This is a genomic window from Roseibium sp. (assembly GCF_965216085.1).
Lineage (GTDB): Bacteria > Pseudomonadota > Alphaproteobacteria > Rhizobiales > Stappiaceae > Roseibium.
This window is the reverse complement of the sequence record NZ_OZ244138.1, coordinates 4,840,502-4,856,313: the sequence shown is the minus strand read 5'-3', so window position 1 is coordinate 4,856,313 and position 15,812 is coordinate 4,840,502. Positions and strand designations below refer to the sequence as shown.

Here is a 15,812-nt window from a genome sequence, read left to right as displayed (position 1 = left end):
AGATGGATTTCGGTTTTACGACAGCGGCCTATGTGGTCGCGGCTGTTCTCTTCATCCTCTCGCTTGGGGGACTTTCGGGACAGGAAAGCGCTAAACGCGCCGTTTGGTATGGCATTGTCGGCATGGCCCTCGCGGTTTTTGCCACGCTGATTGGCCCAGGTTCCGGCTTGTGGCTCTTGTCGCTCGTCTTGATCAGTGCAGGCGGCGTCATCGGGTTCTTTTTGGCCAATCGGGTGCAAATGACCCAAATGCCGGAGCTGGTCGCCGCGATGCACTCGCTGGTCGGTCTTGCTGCTGTGTTTGTTGGTTTCAACGCTCATTTTGAACTTGGCCGTGTGCTGGCCATGGACGACTCAGCGAAGAAAGCTCTCGAGGGTTTTGCAGCGATCCTGGCGAAGAAAGATGCCGTGGAAGTTTCGATCCTTCGGGTCGAACTTTTCCTTGGCGTGTTTATCGGTGCGATCACCTTCACCGGCTCGGTTGTCGCTTATGGCAAACTGGCGGGTAAAGTGACGTCTGCAGCAACAAAACTGCCTGGTGGACATGTGCTGAATGCCAGCGCCGCGGCAATCTCTGTTCTGTCGCTGATCTGGTACTTCAACACCGGTGGCTTGTTGCCTTTGATCCTTATGACGATCATGGCGCTGTTCATCGGATATCACCTGATCATGGGCATCGGCGGCGCTGACATGCCGGTTGTGGTGTCCATGCTGAACAGTTACTCGGGCTGGGCGGCTGCGGCCATTGGTTTCTCCCTCGGGAACGATTTGCTGATTGTTGTCGGTGCCTTGGTTGGTTCCTCCGGTGCGATCCTCAGTTACATCATGTGTAAAGCAATGAACCGGTCGTTTATCTCGGTCATTCTCGGTGGCTTTGGTGGCGACGCAGGTCCGCAAATGGAAGTCGAAGGCGAGCAAATCGCCATTGACGCCGATGGTGTTTCCGCAGCGTTGGAAGATGCTGACAATGTCATCATCATTCCGGGTTACGGCATGGCCGTTGCGCAGGCTCAGCAGAATGTTGCCGAACTGACCCGCCGTCTGCGGGCGAAGGGCAAGTCCGTGCGGTTTGCGATCCACCCGGTTGCTGGACGTCTGCCAGGTCACATGAACGTGCTGCTGGCCGAGGCCAAGGTTCCTTATGACATCGTTCTGGATATGGACGAGATCAACGATGACTTCCCGGAAACGGATGTGGCCATCGTCATTGGATCCAACGACATCGTCAATCCGGCAGCTCAGGAAGATCCAAACTCACCGATCGCCGGTATGCCGGTTCTAGAGTGTTGGAAATCCAAGCAGGTGTTTGTTTCCAAACGTGGGCAAGGCACGGGTTATTCCGGCATTGAAAACCCGCTGTTCTACAAAGAAAACACCCGGATGTTCTATGGCGATGCAAAAGCCTCGCTTGATAAGCTGCTCACGCTTATCACGTAGAACGTAGGCGGTTCTGGCCCTCAGACCGGCAGTGCAGCCTGGTCTCACAAAGTCCTTTGGACGAGCCGGTCAGACAAGCTCAAAAAAGGCAGGAGATTCCAAGGGAAACTCCTGCCTTTTGTTTTGTGCACTTGAGGCGGCGAACGCGTCCGAGTTTTGGCAAATCTAGAGCGTATTGCGGCGGCAGATGGATGTCGGCAATTCAACACTCTCAGGTTTCAAGCCGTTAAGTGTGTTTATGAGGGCTTGAGCGGCAAGCTGGCCCATGCGGCGATGTGGTACGTGAACGGTTGTCAGAGGGATTGGGGCAACGCTGGCAAGTTCTATATCGTCGAAGCCGGTAATCGCGACATCTTCTGGAACGCGCAGATTTTGAGCCGTTGCAGCTCGCAGGGCACCGACAGCCAGAACGTCGTTGCCGCACATCACGGCTGTCGGCGGGTTGTCGGCGGCCATTAGCTTTTCAAAGGCGGCTTCGCCGTTTTCGATCGAATAAGTGGTTTCGGTAAGGCGAAGCGATGCAGGGTCAATGTCTGCGTCCCGCATTGCATCCCAAACGCCTTCAACGCGTTCCCTTGCCCGGTCGTTTGTTGCCATTTCTGCAGAGATGTACCCGATCGTCCGGTGGCCTTTGGCAATCACTTCGTTTGCGAGGACTTTGATGGCGTTCCGGTTGTCAAACCCAATCGACAGGTGTTTTCCAGTCCGATCCGCAGCCCAAGTCAGGACAGTGGGAATTCTTCGCTTTTCCAGAAATTCGTAAATTTGCGGATCCCGGTCGTAACCGATCAGCAACAAGGCGTCGGCTCCGCGGGCGGTAAGCGTCCGTATCTGATCTTCTTCAAGGTCCGGCCGGTAGGATGAGCTTGCAACTAAGAGAGTGCAGCCATTGTTTTGCAGTTCTTCCTGGAAGGCCTGGATGCCGCGGGCAAAAATCGCATTTTCCATCGTTGGAATGATTGCGCCGATGGTATTCGTCCGTCCGGCCGCCAATGCGCGAGCACTGTAGTTGGGCGAATATCCGAGCTCGTCAATGGCATCCATGACAGATTTAAGCGTCTTCTTTGAGACACGATCCGGCATGTTCAGGCATCTGGAAACCGTCGCGGTCGATACCCCTGCCAAGGTGGCAACATCTGAAAGTTTCGGCACTTCAGAAGTGGGGGGATTGGAGATTTCTTCCATTGGACTATGCGCTCGGTGAACCGGGAGTTCTGTTGATCTTTGAAACTGCAATACAGACAGGGCGCAATCAAGAAAACAATTTTCTGCTTGCAAACGGAAATGTAAGCGCTTACATTTTGCTCAGCCGGGTGAAATGGTCGTTGGGAGGTGATCATGTTTTTGGCATTGGCGGGCGGCCTGTTCGCTGTGTTCGTAATCAATGTTTCGATGGGATCAATCACCGGCACAGCACTGTTGGGGATTGTCGGAGAAATGCTGCTGTTGCTTGCAGCATCTGTGTCGTTTGTGGTGGCGATCTTAAAGCGGGAAGCAAACGAAAAGCTTGGCAACCAGTAACATCAACATCCAGAGTTCTGGGAGGAATTCATGAAAAAGCAGGACGGACTTACGTCGCATGAGCGTCGGAATTTTCTAAAATTAGCTGGTGCAGGCGGCTTCACGGCAGCCGTTGTTGCAGGAGCTGCAGGGACCTTATGGTCAGATGAAGCAGTCGCGCAAACTGCACAGGAAGAACGGGAGCGCGAAAAGGCAGCAGCTCACACAATGACGCTGGCGACCGCATATGTACTTGGTGCTTCCCGCAGTTATCCTATCATGCAGCTGGACCTAAAAGAAAACATCCAGAACGCCACCAATGGCAAGGTCTATGTCAAGCTCGCTCCGGGTGGTCAGCTCGGTGCAGGTGGTGCGCTTGCTCAAGCCGTTCAAGGTGGGACGATCCAAGCCGCGCAACACTCACTGTCGAACTTCGCTCCGTTCGCTTCGGCGGTTGATCTCATCAATATGCCGTATTTCTGCGGGTCTAATCAGCGGTTCACCAACCTCGTCACATCGGACGCTTGGAAAAAGGAAGTGCATCCGAAGGTCGAGGCCTCCGGCTTCAAGGCGCTCTTTTATGTCGTGATCGATCCGCGCGTTGTGGCAGTCCGCAAGGGTGGCAACAAGGTGATTACACCAGGCGATCTGGATGGTGTGAAGTTCCGCGTACCGGGATCCGCCATGTTGCAGCAATATTACCGTATGGTCGGCGCCAATCCGACGCCGGTAGCCTGGGGCGAAACGCCATCGGCGATCAAACAAGGCGTGGCCGATGCACTCGACCCGTCCGTTGGGGCTCTTTACGTATTTGGCTTCAAGGACATCCTCAGCCACGTGACCTTTACCCAGGCTGTCCCGGACAGTCAGGTCTATTCCATGAATCTGGAGTGGTTCAATTCTCTGCCGGCTGATGTTCAGGAAGGGATTGAGTTCGCTGGTGAAATTACCGCGCAGCAAAACCTCGCTAAGGTACCGGCAGCACGATCCTATGCCATGGCCGAGCTTGCGAAATCCGGCGTGGAGTTCCATTCGCTGAGCGAAGACCAACTGGGTGAGTGGCAAGACGCAGGTGGCTATCAGCGTTCTGAGTGGGATCAATTCAAGAAAGATCTCGCCGGATCAATGGACGCGTTTGGCCGCCTCGAGGAGGCTGCCAATACACAAAGCCGTCTATACGTCCACGACGCATAAACATTAATCTTACCTGCCGGCGCGCCAACAGAAAGCGCCGGCAGTTCTCACGGTGCCTTCACTTTCCCTATTCGCGCGACCACCGCATCAGGCTCGTTGTCTGATGGGACCGGTAGAGGAGTGCCCATGTCGAAAGTTCTACAAGCTCTGGATCAGAACGCCGAACGCTGGCTGCTTCTGGTGTTCTACGTCATGCTTGTCCTGACCATGTTTGTTGAAGTGGTCCGGCGTGAAGTGTTTGCTTATTCGTCCATTTGGGGCGAAGAGATTGTCCGGTATTCCTTCATTTACCTGGCTTGGATCGGCGCTGCCGCTGCAGTCAAGGAGCGTGGGCACATCCGCATCGACGTACTGATGCAATATGTCCGCCCTCGAGTGAAGGCAATCCTCTACATCTTCGGCGACATCGTTATGGCCGCAGTCGCTTTGGTTGCGTTCTATTGGTCTTTTGAAACCGTCCTTGTGTCAGCCAAGTTCGGCTCGGTCACTCACGGCCTACGGATTTCTCAAGTCTGGTTCCTGATGGCTGTTCCCTTCGGTTTTGGTCTTGTGCTCTTCCGCCTTGCCCAATCCTTCCTGCGTGACATTCGCGATCTTCGTGACGGCAAGCCCGTTTACGAAGGCGACAAGTTGTTCGACTGAGGGGGACGACGATGCTCTGGCAACATATGCAACAACAGACCATTGAACTTGGTTGGGATTTCTATGGCCCGGTTCTGATTTTCGTCGCCCTTGTCGCACTCGCAGTGCCTGTTTGGGCTGCTATCGGTTCGGCCGCCATCGCCATGCTGGTGATATCGGGCGCTCTACCGCTGTCGCTGGTCGGTGAAAGTTTGTTTCACGGGATCGATCACTTTGCGCTCACCGCGGTCCCGCTGTTCATCCTGACTGGCGACGTCCTGGTGCGGACTGGCCTCAGCCGAAAATTTCTCGATGTCGCGGAAGCTCTCACATGCTGGGCCAAAGGTGGCTTTGGCTCGGCGACGGTTCTCGTCTGCGGCATGTTCGCGGCCATTTCCGGGTCTGATGCGGCGGGTGCGGCGGCGGTTGGCCGTATGACAATTGATCGGCTGGTGGAAAGCGGATATCCGCGGCCCTATGCCTGCGCTCTGGTCGCGGCCGGTGCCTGCACAGGGATCCTGATCCCGCCGTCGATCGCCTATATCATCATCGGTCTTGTGCTCGGCATTTCCGCCTCAACTTTGTTTTTGGCTGCCGTCATTCCCGGTATCGCGATCCTCGTGTCGATCCTGGTCACCAACATCGTGATGAACCGCATCTATGCCTATGAGGGCGGTGGTCTGATGACGTTCTCTGAGTGGGCGGCAAATTTCGGCCAGGCGCTGAAATCCGGCTGGTATGCCTTCATTGTGCCGGGAATCATCTTCTACGGCATCTTCTCAGGCCGCTTGACCCCAACAGAGGCGGGTGCCATTGCCGTGGTTGTTACCATCGTCATGGGCTTCATCCTCGGCACCCTTAAGCTGTCGGACTTCCCGGCAATGCTGGTGAGCTCGGCCAAGGTCAATGGTGTGATCATTCCGATCATTGCGTTTTCGTTGCCGCTGGCTCAAGCGCTGGCCATTCTGGGTGTGCCGCAGGGCTTTGTTTACGCGCTGACCTCGATTTCCAATGAACCGGCTGTTCTGATTGCGATGATGATCCTCATCCTGATCGCCGCAGGCTGCGTCATGGAAACAACACCCAACATCGTGATCCTGGCACCGATCCTGAAGCCGCTCGCCGACAATATCGGTATGAACGAGATCCAGTTCTGCATCATGATGATTACAGCGTTGGGTGTTGGCTTCATCACACCGCCGCTTGGTCTCAATCTCTTCGTGGTGTCCGGCCTGACCGGTGAATCGATCCTCAAGATCGCCGCCCGTGCCGTACCCTTCGTCCTTTTCATGCTCGGCGTGACACTGCTGATTGCCTATGTCCCGGCAATCTCCACAACGCTGCTGCCTGAAATTTACCAATAGGTTTTGAAATGACTGTTGAATATCTCAAGAAAGCGGACCTGACATCCACGACGGATGCCTCCGAGACGACGAAGATCGTTCAGGAGATCCTCGACACAATCGAAAAGGGCGGCGATGCCGCCGCGATGGAGTACGCCGCCAAGTTCGATAAGTATGACGGTGCCATCATCCTGACCGATGTGGAAATCGAGGCTGCAAGCGCTAAGGTTCCGGACAAGCTGAAGCGGGACATCGAGTTCGCTCATGCCAATGTCGAGCGCTTTGCGCAGACCCAGAAGGAGACCTGTCAGAACGTCGAGGTCGAGATTGTTCCAGGCCTGATAGCAGGACAGAAAAGCATTCCGGTTAACACAGCGGGCTGCTACATTCCGGGTGGCCGTTACAGCCACATTGCCAGCGCGATCATGACTGTGACCACGGCCAAGGTAGCCGGCTGCCAAAATATCGTCGCCTGCTCGCCGCCTCGGCCGGGCGTTGGCATCAATCCGGCGATTATCTATGCAGCGCATGTTTGCGGTGCCGACAAGATCGTCGCCATGGGCGGTGTCCAGGGCGTCGCCGCCATGACCTTCGGCCTGTTCGGTCTGCCCAAGGCCAACATTTTGGTCGGGCCGGGCAACCAGTTTGTTGCCGAAGCCAAGCGGATTTTGTTCGGACGTGTCGGCATCGACATGTTCGCCGGCCCCACCGACAGTCTGATCCTTGCAGACAAGACTGCGGACGCCGAAGTGGTTGCCGCCGATCTCGTCGGTCAGGCCGAACACGGCTACAACTCTCCGGTCTGGCTGGTCACGGATGATCGGCTGCTCGCTGAAGAGGTGATGGCCTTGGTGCCGAAGTTGATTGACGATCTGCCGGAGGTCAACAGCAACAACGCCGCCGCTGCATGGCGGGATTATGCAGAGGTGATCCTGTGCGACACCCGAGAAGAAATGGCAGCTACCTCGGACGCCTATGCGCCCGAACATTTGACCGTTCAGGCCGAGGATCTCGATTGGTGGCTGGAGCGGCTGTCCTGCTACGGTTCGCTGTTCCTGGGCGAGGAAACCACCGTTGCATTCGGCGACAAGGCGTCTGGCACCAATCACGTGTTGCCGACCTCGGGTGCAGCTTCCTACACAGGCGGCCTGTCGGTGCACAAGTTTATGAAAATCGTGACTTGGCAACGGGCAACCCGGGAAGGTGCCAAGCCAGTCGCCGAAGCGACAGCGCGCATTTCCCGCCTGGAGGGCATGGAGGGTCACGCCCGCACGGCCGATATCCGGCTCAAGAAGTATTTCCCGAGTGAAAACTTTGACCTGACCGCAGAGGCGGCTGAGTAAGGTCATGACTGGTTTGTTTGATGTTTCAGGCAAAGTCGCCTGTGTCACCGGTGCAAGTTCCGGTCTTGGCCGGCGCGCGGCAACGGTACTGGCCCACGCCGGGGCCTCGGTGGTTGGAGTGGCCCGCCGGGAAGCTGACCTTGAGGCCTGGCGGTCAGAGGTCGCCGGTACGACTGCGGTTGTCCCGGCCGATCTGAGCAACAGGGCGTCTCTGGAACAGATTAGCCGGAATATCTCTGCGCCATTTGGTCCGCCGCAGATCATGGTTCATGCGGCCGGTATCAACACACGTGAAGCTGCCGACGATGTGACAGATGCTGGTTGGGACATCACAATGATGCTCAACCTGACAGTGCCGTTCTTTTTAAGCAAAGCCTTTGTTCCGGCGATGCGGGAGAAGGGCTGGGGCCGGATCGTCAATTTCGCGTCGCTACAAACCACCCGTGCTTTCCCAGGTGGCATTGCCTATGGCGCCTCCAAAGGTGGCATCGGACAACTGACCCGCGCCATGGCGGAAGCCTGGTCAAAGGACGGGATAAACGCCAATGCCATCGGCCCAGGCTTTTTCCCAACAGAACTGACTGCGGCTGTCTTTGGAGATGAGGAGCGGGCCAAGCGTAATGCCGATCAAACCTGCGTCGGCCGCAATGGCGCGCTGGAAGACCTCGACGGCCCGCTCCTGTTTCTTTGTTCGGACGCATCCAGTTTTGTTACAGGGCAGGTGCTGATGGTCGACGGAGGGTTCACTGCAAAATGAAGGCTCTTGTCTACACAGGCCCGGAAAGCCAAGCTTACTTGGAAGTTGCCGATCCGGTGCAAGCCGAAGGGGAAGCGCTTATCAAGGTGGCTCACACCGGAATATGCGGCTCGGACATGCATGCCTTTTTGGGGCACGACGAACGCCGCCCGGCGCCGCTCATCCTTGGCCATGAAGTGGCTGGAACAGTGATTTCTGGAAGGCTTGAGGGCGAGAGGGTCACAGTTAATCCGCTGGTCACCTGCGGTACCTGCGAAGCGTGCCGGTCTGGCAGGGACAATTTGTGCCCCGACCGTCAGATCATCTCCATGCCGCCCCGCGAGGGCGGGTTCGCAGAATACCTCACCATGCCTGTGTCCAACCTGGTGGCAGTGCCGGACCATGTTACGGATGCGCAAGCTGCTTTGGCCGAACCGATCGCCTGTGGCTGGCACGGCGTGCGCCTTGCAAAAAGAGTTCTGGCTACAGATCCGAGTGAAGCAAAGGCGCTTGTGATCGGCGGTGGTGCCATCGGTCTCGGCGCAGCATTATCTCTTAAGGCCCAAGGCGTCCCGAATGTCAGGCTAGTCGAACCGAATGTTGAGCGTGCTGCGTATCTCAAGTCTATGTGTGGAATCGAGGTTTTGACGCCAGAGGCAGCCGATGCCAGCGGGCTTTACGACCTGATCATTGACGGGGTTGGATATGCCGCAACACGCGCAAGTGCCTCGAAGCTGGCAAAGCCGGGGGCTGTGATTGTCCATATCGGGCTCGGCTCTGCTGACGGCGGCCTCGATATCCGCCGAATGACGCTTCAGGAAATCACCTTCATCGGCACCTACACCTACACCGCCGAAGACTTCCGCGAGACCGCACAGGCCATGTTTGATGGGCGGCTCGGTGAGCTCAATTGGGTTGAGACACGGCCATTGTCAGACGGCCAAAGGGCCTTCGCCGACCTGCGTGCGGGCCAGGTGATGGTCCCCAAAATTCTACTTACTCCAGTCTCTTGAGGAGCTAAATGATGTCAGAGATACCGCATTTGCTTGTCCACGAGCATGCCGACAATGTCGGTGTTGTTGTTGTGGAAGGCTTGAGTGCCGGCACGGATATGCTGTGCTGCGTCACCCATGACAATTCCACGTTCCGGTTAACGGCCGGCGCGGATGTGCCGATCGGTCACAAGATCGCGCTGAAGGACCTGAAGGACGGCGACACGGCGATCAAATACGGCGAGGACATCGGCAAGATCATCGCCGATATCGAAAAGGGCGGCCACGTTCACACCCACAATTGCAAAACCAAGCGCTGGTAAGGAGCCGTTTCATGTCGTCCAAATATTCGAATATCACGGTGAAGGCCTACCGGCGCGAAAACGGCCGCGTCGGCGTGCGCAATCACGTTCTCATCCTGCCCGTCGATGATATCTCCAACGCCGCTTGTGAAGCTGTTGCCAACAACGTCAAGGGCACGCTCGCCATTCCGCATGCCTATGGCCGGTTGCAGTTCGGGGAAGATCTGGAACTGCATTTCCGCACCATCATCGGCACCGGCGCCAACCCGAATGTTGCCGCGGTCGTTGTCATCGGCATCGAGCCGGGCTGGACCAAACGCATCGCCGACGGCATCCGGAAAACCGGCAAGCCGGTCGCTGAGTTTTCCATCGAGCAGAAAGGCGACTTCGAGACGATCCGTCAGGCGTCCTGGGCTGCGAAGGATTTCGTCCATATGGCGTCGGAATACCAGCGCGAGGAATGCTCGATCTCCGATCTATGGGTGTCAACCAAATGCGGCGAGAGCGACACCACCACCGGCCTTGGCTCCTGTCCGACCGTCGGCAACATGTATGACAAGCTCTTGCCTGAGGGCATCACGGGTTTCTTTGGTGAAACGTCCGAAATCACGGGCGCCGAACACATCTGTCAGAAGCGGGCCATCAACGAAGAGGTTGGCGAACGCTGGTACAAGATGTGGAAAGCCTATTCGGACGACGTCATCTTTGCCCACCAGACAGATGACCTCTCTGACAGTCAGCCGACCAAGGGCAACATTGAGGGCGGCCTGACCACCATTGAAGAAAAGGCGCTCGGCAATCTGGAAAAGATCGGCCGCACGTCGCAGTACATCGACATTCTGGAACCGGCCGAAGCGCCGAACTCCGGCAATGGTCTTTACTTCATGGACAGTTCGTCTGCGGCGGCCGAGTGTGTGACGCTGATGGCCGCGGGCGGGGCTGTCATTCACACCTTCCCGACCGGCCAGGGCAATGTGGTTGGCAACCCAATCGTGCCGGTGATCAAGATCACCGCCAACCCGCGCACGGTGCGCACCATGAGCGAACACGTAGATGTGGATGTTTCCGGCATCCTGCGCCGCGAGATGACCATTGATGAGGCCGGCGATGCGCTGATCGAGATGATCCGCCGCACCGCCAATGGTCGCAATACCGCAGCCGAAGCCCTCGGACACCGCGAGTTCTCAATGACAAAACTCTACAGAAGCGCGTGAGTTGACTGTCAGGTGGCCGGTTTTCCGGCCGCCTGACCAAAGGATTTCTTGATGGAACAAACTGCAGAACTGCGGCTTTCCGAAAAAGTTCGGGCGTTGAAGGAAAAGGGGCAACTGCTCCTGCCAGGTCTTTTGGTAGCTGCAGTCATCGCGCTCGCCAGCCAGTTTATTGCCGAGCACTACGGCGCACCAGCTATGTTGCTGGCACTTCTGATCGGGATTGCCCTGAACTTTCTGTCCGAAGATGCGCAGTGCAAAGCCGGCATTGCTTTTGGGGCGAAGAAGATGCTCCGGTTCGGCGTTGCGCTGATGGGGCTCCGGATCAGTTTCGATATGGTTGCCGCTTTAGGCCTTCCTGTCGTTGCCCTTGTTGTGAGTGGCACTTTTCTGACCATTGGATTTGGCTTGGTATTCGCTCGGTTTTTTGGATTTAGAATGCGTTTTGCGTTTTTGTCGGCGGGTTCTGTCGCCATATGCGGAGCGTCTGCTGCCATGGCGATCGCGGCCATATTGCCGAAGGACGAAAGGTCGGAAGACCGGTTGGTTTTCACCGTTGTTGGTGTCACCATCCTGTCGACCGTCGCCATGATCCTTTACCCGATTCTTAGTCAGAGCCTAGGTTTCACTGACCGAATGGCCGGGATCTATCTTGGAGCAACAATCCACGATGTCGCCCAGGTGGTTGGCGCTGGGTTCTCCGTGTCTGAAGAAGCTGGTGAAACTGCAACCTTGGTCAAGTTGCTAAGGGTTGCCATGTTGGCGCCGATTGTTCTGTTCGCGCTGCTTGTACTCCGGCTTTCCAATGTCAAAGCGGACGGAGGCTCGGACTCTCCGCCACTCATTCCGTTTTTTGTTGTCGGTTTTGTCGGTTTGGCGACATTGAATTCCTTCGTCAACTTGCCGTCCATTATCACTGAGTCATCTGCTTCCATATCGCGATGGCTCCTCCTGCTCGCAATTGCAGCGGTAGGCCTGAAAACCGTCCCGAAAGATCTCATGAAGGTGGGTAAGAGCGCAGCTGCGTTTTTGATCGCGCAAACCGTTTTTCTGGCAGCCGTGATTGGAATCGGTTTGCTGGTTGTCTTACCGCCTTTGACGGGGACTCCTTGATGCAGACCAAATGAGAAGAGGCACCGATCCCATGTACTCACATATCCTCATTCCCGTTGCGCTGGACCATGAAACCCTGATTGCGCAAAAAATGGAGGTCGCCCGGCACTTATTGTCAGACGATGGCAAGATCACCTTGCTCACCGTTCTGGAAAACATTCCGGGATTTGTGTCTGAATTTGTCGATCTGGACATCGACAATCATCTGACTCAAAAAGTCGAAGCCAAATTGGGACAGGCCGCTGGCGATGACGATCAAATTGGCTGTAAGGTCGTGACCGGAAAACCCGGCGTGCAGATCGCTCTTTATGCGGAAGACAATGGAGTTGATCTGATTGTGGTGGGCTCACATCATCCGTCCGCTCAGGACTACTTTTTGGGATCGACCGCGTCCCGGGTTGTGCGTCGGGCGGGCTGTTCCGTGTTTGTAGTCCGGGATTAAACCAAGCCTAATGTGGGCGGGAATAGGCGCGAACTGTCGAAAAATAATCCGGAACCTTGTCGAAGCTGGACAAACATCATTGGCAAGGTGGTCAGGCTGCCATGTCCAGAAGCTCCCGCGCAATCGATGTGCTGGTGGCCAGATGGGTAACGTAACCGCCCAATATGGCTGCACGGGCGGACGTCGCCCGGCCAGAACCCGCGGCGACCAGCAAAGACATTTCCTTGCCGCGCATTTGCTCTAAAGAAACGCCAATCATGCGGTCTTCGATGGCCGCAACAATTGGTTCACCGTCTGTGTCAATCAGTCTGCCGCAAATGACACCGGCAGCACCTTGCTCGCGATATTTTGCAACATTGCTGACATTCAAGATCCCGGTTCGGACGACATGCGCATCTTCGCTACATTTGCCGCAAGCCAGAATGGTCTTGTTGCACGTCGCCAAAGCCTTGAGCTGAGCAGCAATAACCGGCTCTTCGCAAAGGGTATCGCGGATTGTTTTGTTGGAAAGCAACAGAGGTACATGCAGGTTGATGCATTGTCCGCCCAGTTTTTGCGCCAGCATCGATGTACAAGCTTCGGCAGCAAATCCGAGCGCAGCCGGCCGTGATCCCAAAAGCTGAATAACGGTCAAATCGTCGATCGGCACATGGGCAACATTCTGCGCGACTTGATAAATGGTTTCGCCCCAGGATACGCCCAACCGGTCTCCCGGAACCAGTAAGCGCGGCAACCAGTCCGCGGCCGCACGAACAGCCCGGGCTCCGGAGGACACCGGGTCATGAGGATCATCCGGTGCAATCAACGCTTCTTTGAGGCCGTAGGCCTTGCACAGTTCGTCGGCGAGCTGATGTTCCAGAAAGACATTGCTGTCCAGATAGACACGCACCCAATCCCGCTTACGCACCTCGTTGAGGTAATTGACCACTGTTGCCCGGCTGACCTTCATCCGGTCTGCAATTTCGTTCTGATTGAGGCCGTCATGGTAATAAAGCCAAGCCGCCTCGACAAAAGGTGCGTCGTCCCGTGAGGCTATCCGGTCTATTTCGGAATGTCCTTTTGGTTTTTTAGGCGGTGTGCTTCCGGCCATTTTTATCCTATTCAGCAGCTTGCGCCATTTCCGGGAACAAGCTCGCCAATCCTTCTGGTGAAGCTTCGCATATCCCCCGTTCCGTGATCAAACCGGTTACGAGCCTGTTTGGCGTCACATCGAACGCTGGATTGCCGCCGGCCGTGCCATCCGGTGTTACCTGAACGACGCCAAACTCTCCGCTTTCAGCTTTGCCTTGAATATGCGTTGTTTCGCGTTCAGACCGTTCCTCAATCGGGATTTCGGCCACGCCATCGTCGACTGTCCAATCAATGGTCGGGGACGGCAGGGCAACATAAAACGGCACATTATTATCCCGTGCAGCAAGCGCCTTCAGATAGGTGCCAATCTTGTTGCAAACGTCGCCGCGCCGTGTTGTGCGATCGGTTCCAACGATCACCATATCCACCTGGCCATGCTGCATCAGATGGCCGCCGGCATTATCTGTGATGTAGGTGTGCGGCACGCCGTGGCTACCCAGCTCCCAGGACGTTAAGGCACCTTGATTTCTTGGGCGGGTTTCATCGACCCAGACATGAAGCGGGATGCCGGCATTATGCGCCTGGTACATGGGACTCGTCGCTGTCCCCCAGTCCACAGTTGCGATCCAACCGGCGTTGCAGTGAGTCAACAGGCGAACCGGCTCTCCGTTCGGCTTTTTAGCAGCAATCTCCTCAATCAGCTTGAGACCGTTCTCGCCGATACGGCGGTTGATTTCGACATCTTCATCTGAAATGGCGTGGGCAAGTTTCAGCGCGGCTTCGGCGCGCTCTACTACTGGTAAAGGTTTCAGAGCGGTCCGGCATCGGTCGAGCGCCCACCGCAAATTGATTGCCGTTGGACGGGTTTTTTCCAAGAATGTCCAAGCTGCATCCAGATTTTCGTCAGACGCGTCAATCGCCATCGCCAGTGCCATCCCATAGGCGGCGGTTGCACCGATTAAAGGGGCGCCGCGAACGCGCATCTCGACAATAGCGTCAGAGAATTCTTCCATTGTCCGTACAGGCTGAATACGAAAGTCATGCGGCAACCAGCGCTGGTCGATGATCTGCAGACAGTTCTGCTCCGAGTCCCACCAAAGCGACCGATAGTGTTTTCCGTTGACCTTCATAGGAAGTTCCTTTTGTTGAAATCGCGCGCCAGGTCCGTCAAAGTTTTTGCATCTGGTATTGTTTCGGATTTCTGGATCAGCTCAGCGCCGAGCATGAGATTGCGGGCCTCAAGAGGCGCGCGGACAGTTGTGTCTTCGATCTCTTCAAAGTCTGCATTGTGCGCCAATGACAAGGTACGGCGGTGCATTTCAATTCCGCAGATCGCAAGTGCATCTGTCCAGATATCGGCCAGCAACGCGGTGCAGGCAGATCCGGAACTCTGGCCCTGATCTTCGAAGAGGGCTGAGGGATACAACATCCCGTTCCGCTCACTGGCCCAAAGACTGCGGAACTCATCAACAAATGCAGTGTGACAGTCTTCCACCACGGTCAGGATCCATGCCTGATAGCTGTCCAGATCATCTCCGCGGTGCGCCGGTTGACTGAAATAGGCCATCAGAAAGTTTGCGATCATCATTCCAAGGTCAAACCCAAACGGACCATATTGGACAAACTCTGGATCAATCACTCTGGCTTCGGTTTCGGTGGCCATGATCGAGCCAGAATGCAGGTCGCCATGAACCATCGTTTCGGTGTTCGCCGAAAACTTCAAAAGCATGCGCTGAACCCGCGCCTTCATGTCTGCGTTGCGTCTGATTTCAGCGACCACGGGATCAAGACCATCAGTGTGATGGTTCATCTCAGCATCGAAATAGGGATCGGTGAAAACGAGCGCTTCCGTGATTGCTGGGATTTCTATATTGCCGGAAAACAACCCGACATCTGCCTTTTTGTCCGCGCTTTTCATGGAGAGTTCTGACCCGCGGAACGCTGTGCGTGCGCAAAACTTTCCTAAGGTTTCAGCTAGGCCCTCAACCCTTTCGCCGTTGATTAACTTGCGGCGTAAAATCACATGCGGTGCAAGAAACTCCATAACGATCAGGGCTTGTGTCTCATCGAAATGAAAAATCTCCGGCACGCTGCCCGGATCTCTTTCTGCCTGTCGAACCAGTGCATGGTACTCGTAATAGGCGCGGTACAGCGGCAGCGGCCAGCTGTCGCCAACCAACCGGACATAGGGAAGGGCTTGTTTGACAATGACCTTTCCCAAGGGGCCGGTGACGATGAAGACCAGGTTCAAATTGCCGTCGCCGACCTCCTCCACTTGCCAGGACGACGGGTCTCCGCCGACCTTTTCTGTCACTGCATCCAATGACCCCAAACGTTTGGGGAGGTTTTCAACGGTGAGGGCCTGATAGCTGTCTGACGCGTCCATTTGGATGTGTTCTCCCAAGTTTGATTGCAGGTTAGGCTTCGTTTCTGTCAAATGTCAATCGCATTGACTATTGTTTATTTTTGGGTGTAGGCTTCCCCTCGAAGATAACGAGAACAGCCTAT

16 protein-coding genes are annotated in these 15,812 nt (G+C 55.9%); 12 read left to right on the top strand and 4 right to left on the bottom strand.

Features of this window, described 5'->3' with window-relative positions; translation table 11 throughout:
- Positions 1-2 precede the first annotated feature (2 nt).
- On the top strand, positions 3-1,436 hold the full coding sequence (locus tag ACOOFE_RS22780; protein WP_420412167.1) for an NAD(P)(+) transhydrogenase (Re/Si-specific) subunit beta: 1,434 nt from the start codon (positions 3-5) through the stop codon (positions 1,434-1,436).
- A 165-nt stretch (positions 1,437-1,601) separates the two neighbouring features.
- Here the strand turns inward: ACOOFE_RS22780 and ACOOFE_RS22775 are convergent, their stop codons facing one another.
- On the bottom strand, positions 1,602-2,621 hold the full coding sequence (locus ACOOFE_RS22775) for a LacI family DNA-binding transcriptional regulator (protein WP_420412166.1): 1,020 nt from the start codon (positions 2,619-2,621) through the stop codon (positions 1,602-1,604).
- A 153-nt stretch (positions 2,622-2,774) separates the two neighbouring features.
- Between ACOOFE_RS22775 and ACOOFE_RS22770 the strand changes: the two genes are divergently transcribed.
- The 11 genes from ACOOFE_RS22770 to ACOOFE_RS22720 all read left to right on the top strand — a co-directional run bounded on the left by ACOOFE_RS22770 (position 2,775) and on the right by ACOOFE_RS22720 (position 12,233).
- A complete protein-coding gene (locus ACOOFE_RS22770) occupies positions 2,775-2,957 on the top strand; it encodes a hypothetical protein (RefSeq protein WP_141188473.1) in 183 nt (60 codons plus the stop codon).
- Between the two features lie 30 nt (positions 2,958-2,987).
- Positions 2,988-4,130 carry a TRAP transporter substrate-binding protein gene (locus ACOOFE_RS22765; RefSeq protein WP_141188472.1) on the top strand — a complete coding sequence of 381 codons (1,143 nt, stop codon included), beginning with the start codon at positions 2,988-2,990 and terminating at the stop codon, positions 4,128-4,130.
- 126 nt (positions 4,131-4,256) lie between these two features.
- On the top strand, positions 4,257-4,772 hold the full coding sequence (locus ACOOFE_RS22760) for a TRAP transporter small permease (RefSeq protein ID WP_141188471.1): 516 nt from the start codon (positions 4,257-4,259) through the stop codon (positions 4,770-4,772).
- An 11-nt stretch (positions 4,773-4,783) separates the two neighbouring features.
- Entirely contained in the window at positions 4,784-6,115 is a 1,332-nt protein-coding gene (locus ACOOFE_RS22755) for a TRAP transporter large permease (protein WP_141188470.1), read from the top strand.
- Between the two features lie 8 nt (positions 6,116-6,123).
- Entirely contained in the window at positions 6,124-7,437 is a 1,314-nt protein-coding gene (hisD, locus tag ACOOFE_RS22750) for a histidinol dehydrogenase (RefSeq protein WP_420412165.1), read from the top strand.
- 4 nt (positions 7,438-7,441) lie between these two features.
- The gene (locus ACOOFE_RS22745) at positions 7,442-8,194 is read left to right on the top strand and encodes an SDR family NAD(P)-dependent oxidoreductase (RefSeq protein WP_420412164.1); all 753 of its coding nucleotides are present in this window, start codon (positions 7,442-7,444) and stop codon (positions 8,192-8,194) included.
- The gene (locus ACOOFE_RS22740) at positions 8,191-9,186 is read left to right on the top strand and encodes an alcohol dehydrogenase catalytic domain-containing protein (protein WP_420412163.1); all 996 of its coding nucleotides are present in this window, start codon (positions 8,191-8,193) and stop codon (positions 9,184-9,186) included. Before ACOOFE_RS22745 ends, ACOOFE_RS22740 begins: the two co-directional genes overlap by 4 nt.
- Positions 9,187-9,197: 11 nt before the next feature.
- On the top strand, positions 9,198-9,488 hold the full coding sequence (locus ACOOFE_RS22735; protein ID WP_141188662.1) for a UxaA family hydrolase: 291 nt from the start codon (positions 9,198-9,200) through the stop codon (positions 9,486-9,488).
- An 11-nt stretch (positions 9,489-9,499) separates the two neighbouring features.
- Complete coding sequence (locus tag ACOOFE_RS22730; RefSeq protein ID WP_141185294.1) at positions 9,500-10,681, top strand: UxaA family hydrolase; 1,182 nt, start codon at positions 9,500-9,502, stop codon at positions 10,679-10,681.
- 51 nt (positions 10,682-10,732) lie between these two features.
- Positions 10,733-11,791 carry a YeiH family protein gene (locus ACOOFE_RS22725; RefSeq protein ID WP_420412162.1) on the top strand — a complete coding sequence of 353 codons (1,059 nt, stop codon included), beginning with the start codon at positions 10,733-10,735 and terminating at the stop codon, positions 11,789-11,791.
- A 31-nt stretch (positions 11,792-11,822) separates the two neighbouring features.
- Positions 11,823-12,233: a universal stress protein gene (locus ACOOFE_RS22720; protein WP_420412161.1), complete on the top strand. Its 411-nt coding sequence runs from the start codon at positions 11,823-11,825 to the stop codon at positions 12,231-12,233.
- Between the two features lie 91 nt (positions 12,234-12,324).
- On the opposite strand, the gene ACOOFE_RS22715 is transcribed toward ACOOFE_RS22720, so the two are convergent.
- From ACOOFE_RS22715 to mtnK, 3 genes are read right to left on the bottom strand one after another with little or no spacing between them, the layout of a single operon-like run.
- Positions 12,325-13,323, bottom strand: a complete 999-nt coding sequence (locus tag ACOOFE_RS22715) for a sugar-binding transcriptional regulator (protein WP_420412160.1) — start codon at positions 13,321-13,323, stop codon at positions 12,325-12,327.
- Between the two features lie 7 nt (positions 13,324-13,330).
- Complete coding sequence (gene mtnA / locus ACOOFE_RS22710) at positions 13,331-14,434, bottom strand: S-methyl-5-thioribose-1-phosphate isomerase (RefSeq protein ID WP_420412159.1); 1,104 nt, start codon at positions 14,432-14,434, stop codon at positions 13,331-13,333.
- Complete coding sequence (gene mtnK, locus ACOOFE_RS22705) at positions 14,431-15,690, bottom strand: S-methyl-5-thioribose kinase (RefSeq protein WP_420412158.1); 1,260 nt, start codon at positions 15,688-15,690, stop codon at positions 14,431-14,433. The genes mtnA and mtnK overlap by 4 nt, the downstream gene beginning before the upstream one ends.
- Positions 15,691-15,812: the final 122 nt, after the last annotated feature.

Excerpts from the sequence above, each read along its gene's own strand:
- mtnA (WP_420412159.1), bottom strand. The coding sequence starts at position 14,434 with ATGAAGGTCAACGGAAAACACTATCGGTCGCTTTGGTGGGACTCGGAG.
- ACOOFE_RS22740 (WP_420412163.1), top strand. The coding sequence starts at position 8,191 with ATGAAGGCTCTTGTCTACACAGGCCCGGAAAGCCAAGCTTACTTGGAA.
- ACOOFE_RS22730 (WP_141185294.1), top strand. The coding sequence starts at position 9,500 with ATGTCGTCCAAATATTCGAATATCACGGTGAAGGCCTACCGGCGCGAA.
- ACOOFE_RS22735 (WP_141188662.1), top strand. The coding sequence starts at position 9,198 with ATGTCAGAGATACCGCATTTGCTTGTCCACGAGCATGCCGACAATGTC.
- ACOOFE_RS22770 (WP_141188473.1), top strand. The coding sequence starts at position 2,775 with ATGTTTTTGGCATTGGCGGGCGGCCTGTTCGCTGTGTTCGTAATCAAT.
- ACOOFE_RS22745 (WP_420412164.1), top strand. The coding sequence starts at position 7,442 with ATGACTGGTTTGTTTGATGTTTCAGGCAAAGTCGCCTGTGTCACCGGT.
- ACOOFE_RS22720 (WP_420412161.1), top strand. The coding sequence starts at position 11,823 with ATGTACTCACATATCCTCATTCCCGTTGCGCTGGACCATGAAACCCTG.
- mtnK (WP_420412158.1), bottom strand. The coding sequence starts at position 15,690 with ATGGACGCGTCAGACAGCTATCAGGCCCTCACCGTTGAAAACCTCCCC.
- ACOOFE_RS22755 (WP_141188470.1), top strand. The coding sequence starts at position 4,784 with ATGCTCTGGCAACATATGCAACAACAGACCATTGAACTTGGTTGGGAT.
- hisD (WP_420412165.1), top strand. The coding sequence starts at position 6,124 with ATGACTGTTGAATATCTCAAGAAAGCGGACCTGACATCCACGACGGAT.
- ACOOFE_RS22725 (WP_420412162.1), top strand. The coding sequence starts at position 10,733 with ATGGAACAAACTGCAGAACTGCGGCTTTCCGAAAAAGTTCGGGCGTTG.
- ACOOFE_RS22760 (WP_141188471.1), top strand. The coding sequence starts at position 4,257 with ATGTCGAAAGTTCTACAAGCTCTGGATCAGAACGCCGAACGCTGGCTG.
- ACOOFE_RS22780 (WP_420412167.1), top strand. The coding sequence starts at position 3 with ATGGATTTCGGTTTTACGACAGCGGCCTATGTGGTCGCGGCTGTTCTC.
- ACOOFE_RS22775 (WP_420412166.1), bottom strand. The coding sequence starts at position 2,621 with ATGGAAGAAATCTCCAATCCCCCCACTTCTGAAGTGCCGAAACTTTCA.
- ACOOFE_RS22765 (WP_141188472.1), top strand. The coding sequence starts at position 2,988 with ATGAAAAAGCAGGACGGACTTACGTCGCATGAGCGTCGGAATTTTCTA.
- ACOOFE_RS22715 (WP_420412160.1), bottom strand. The coding sequence starts at position 13,323 with ATGGCCGGAAGCACACCGCCTAAAAAACCAAAAGGACATTCCGAAATA.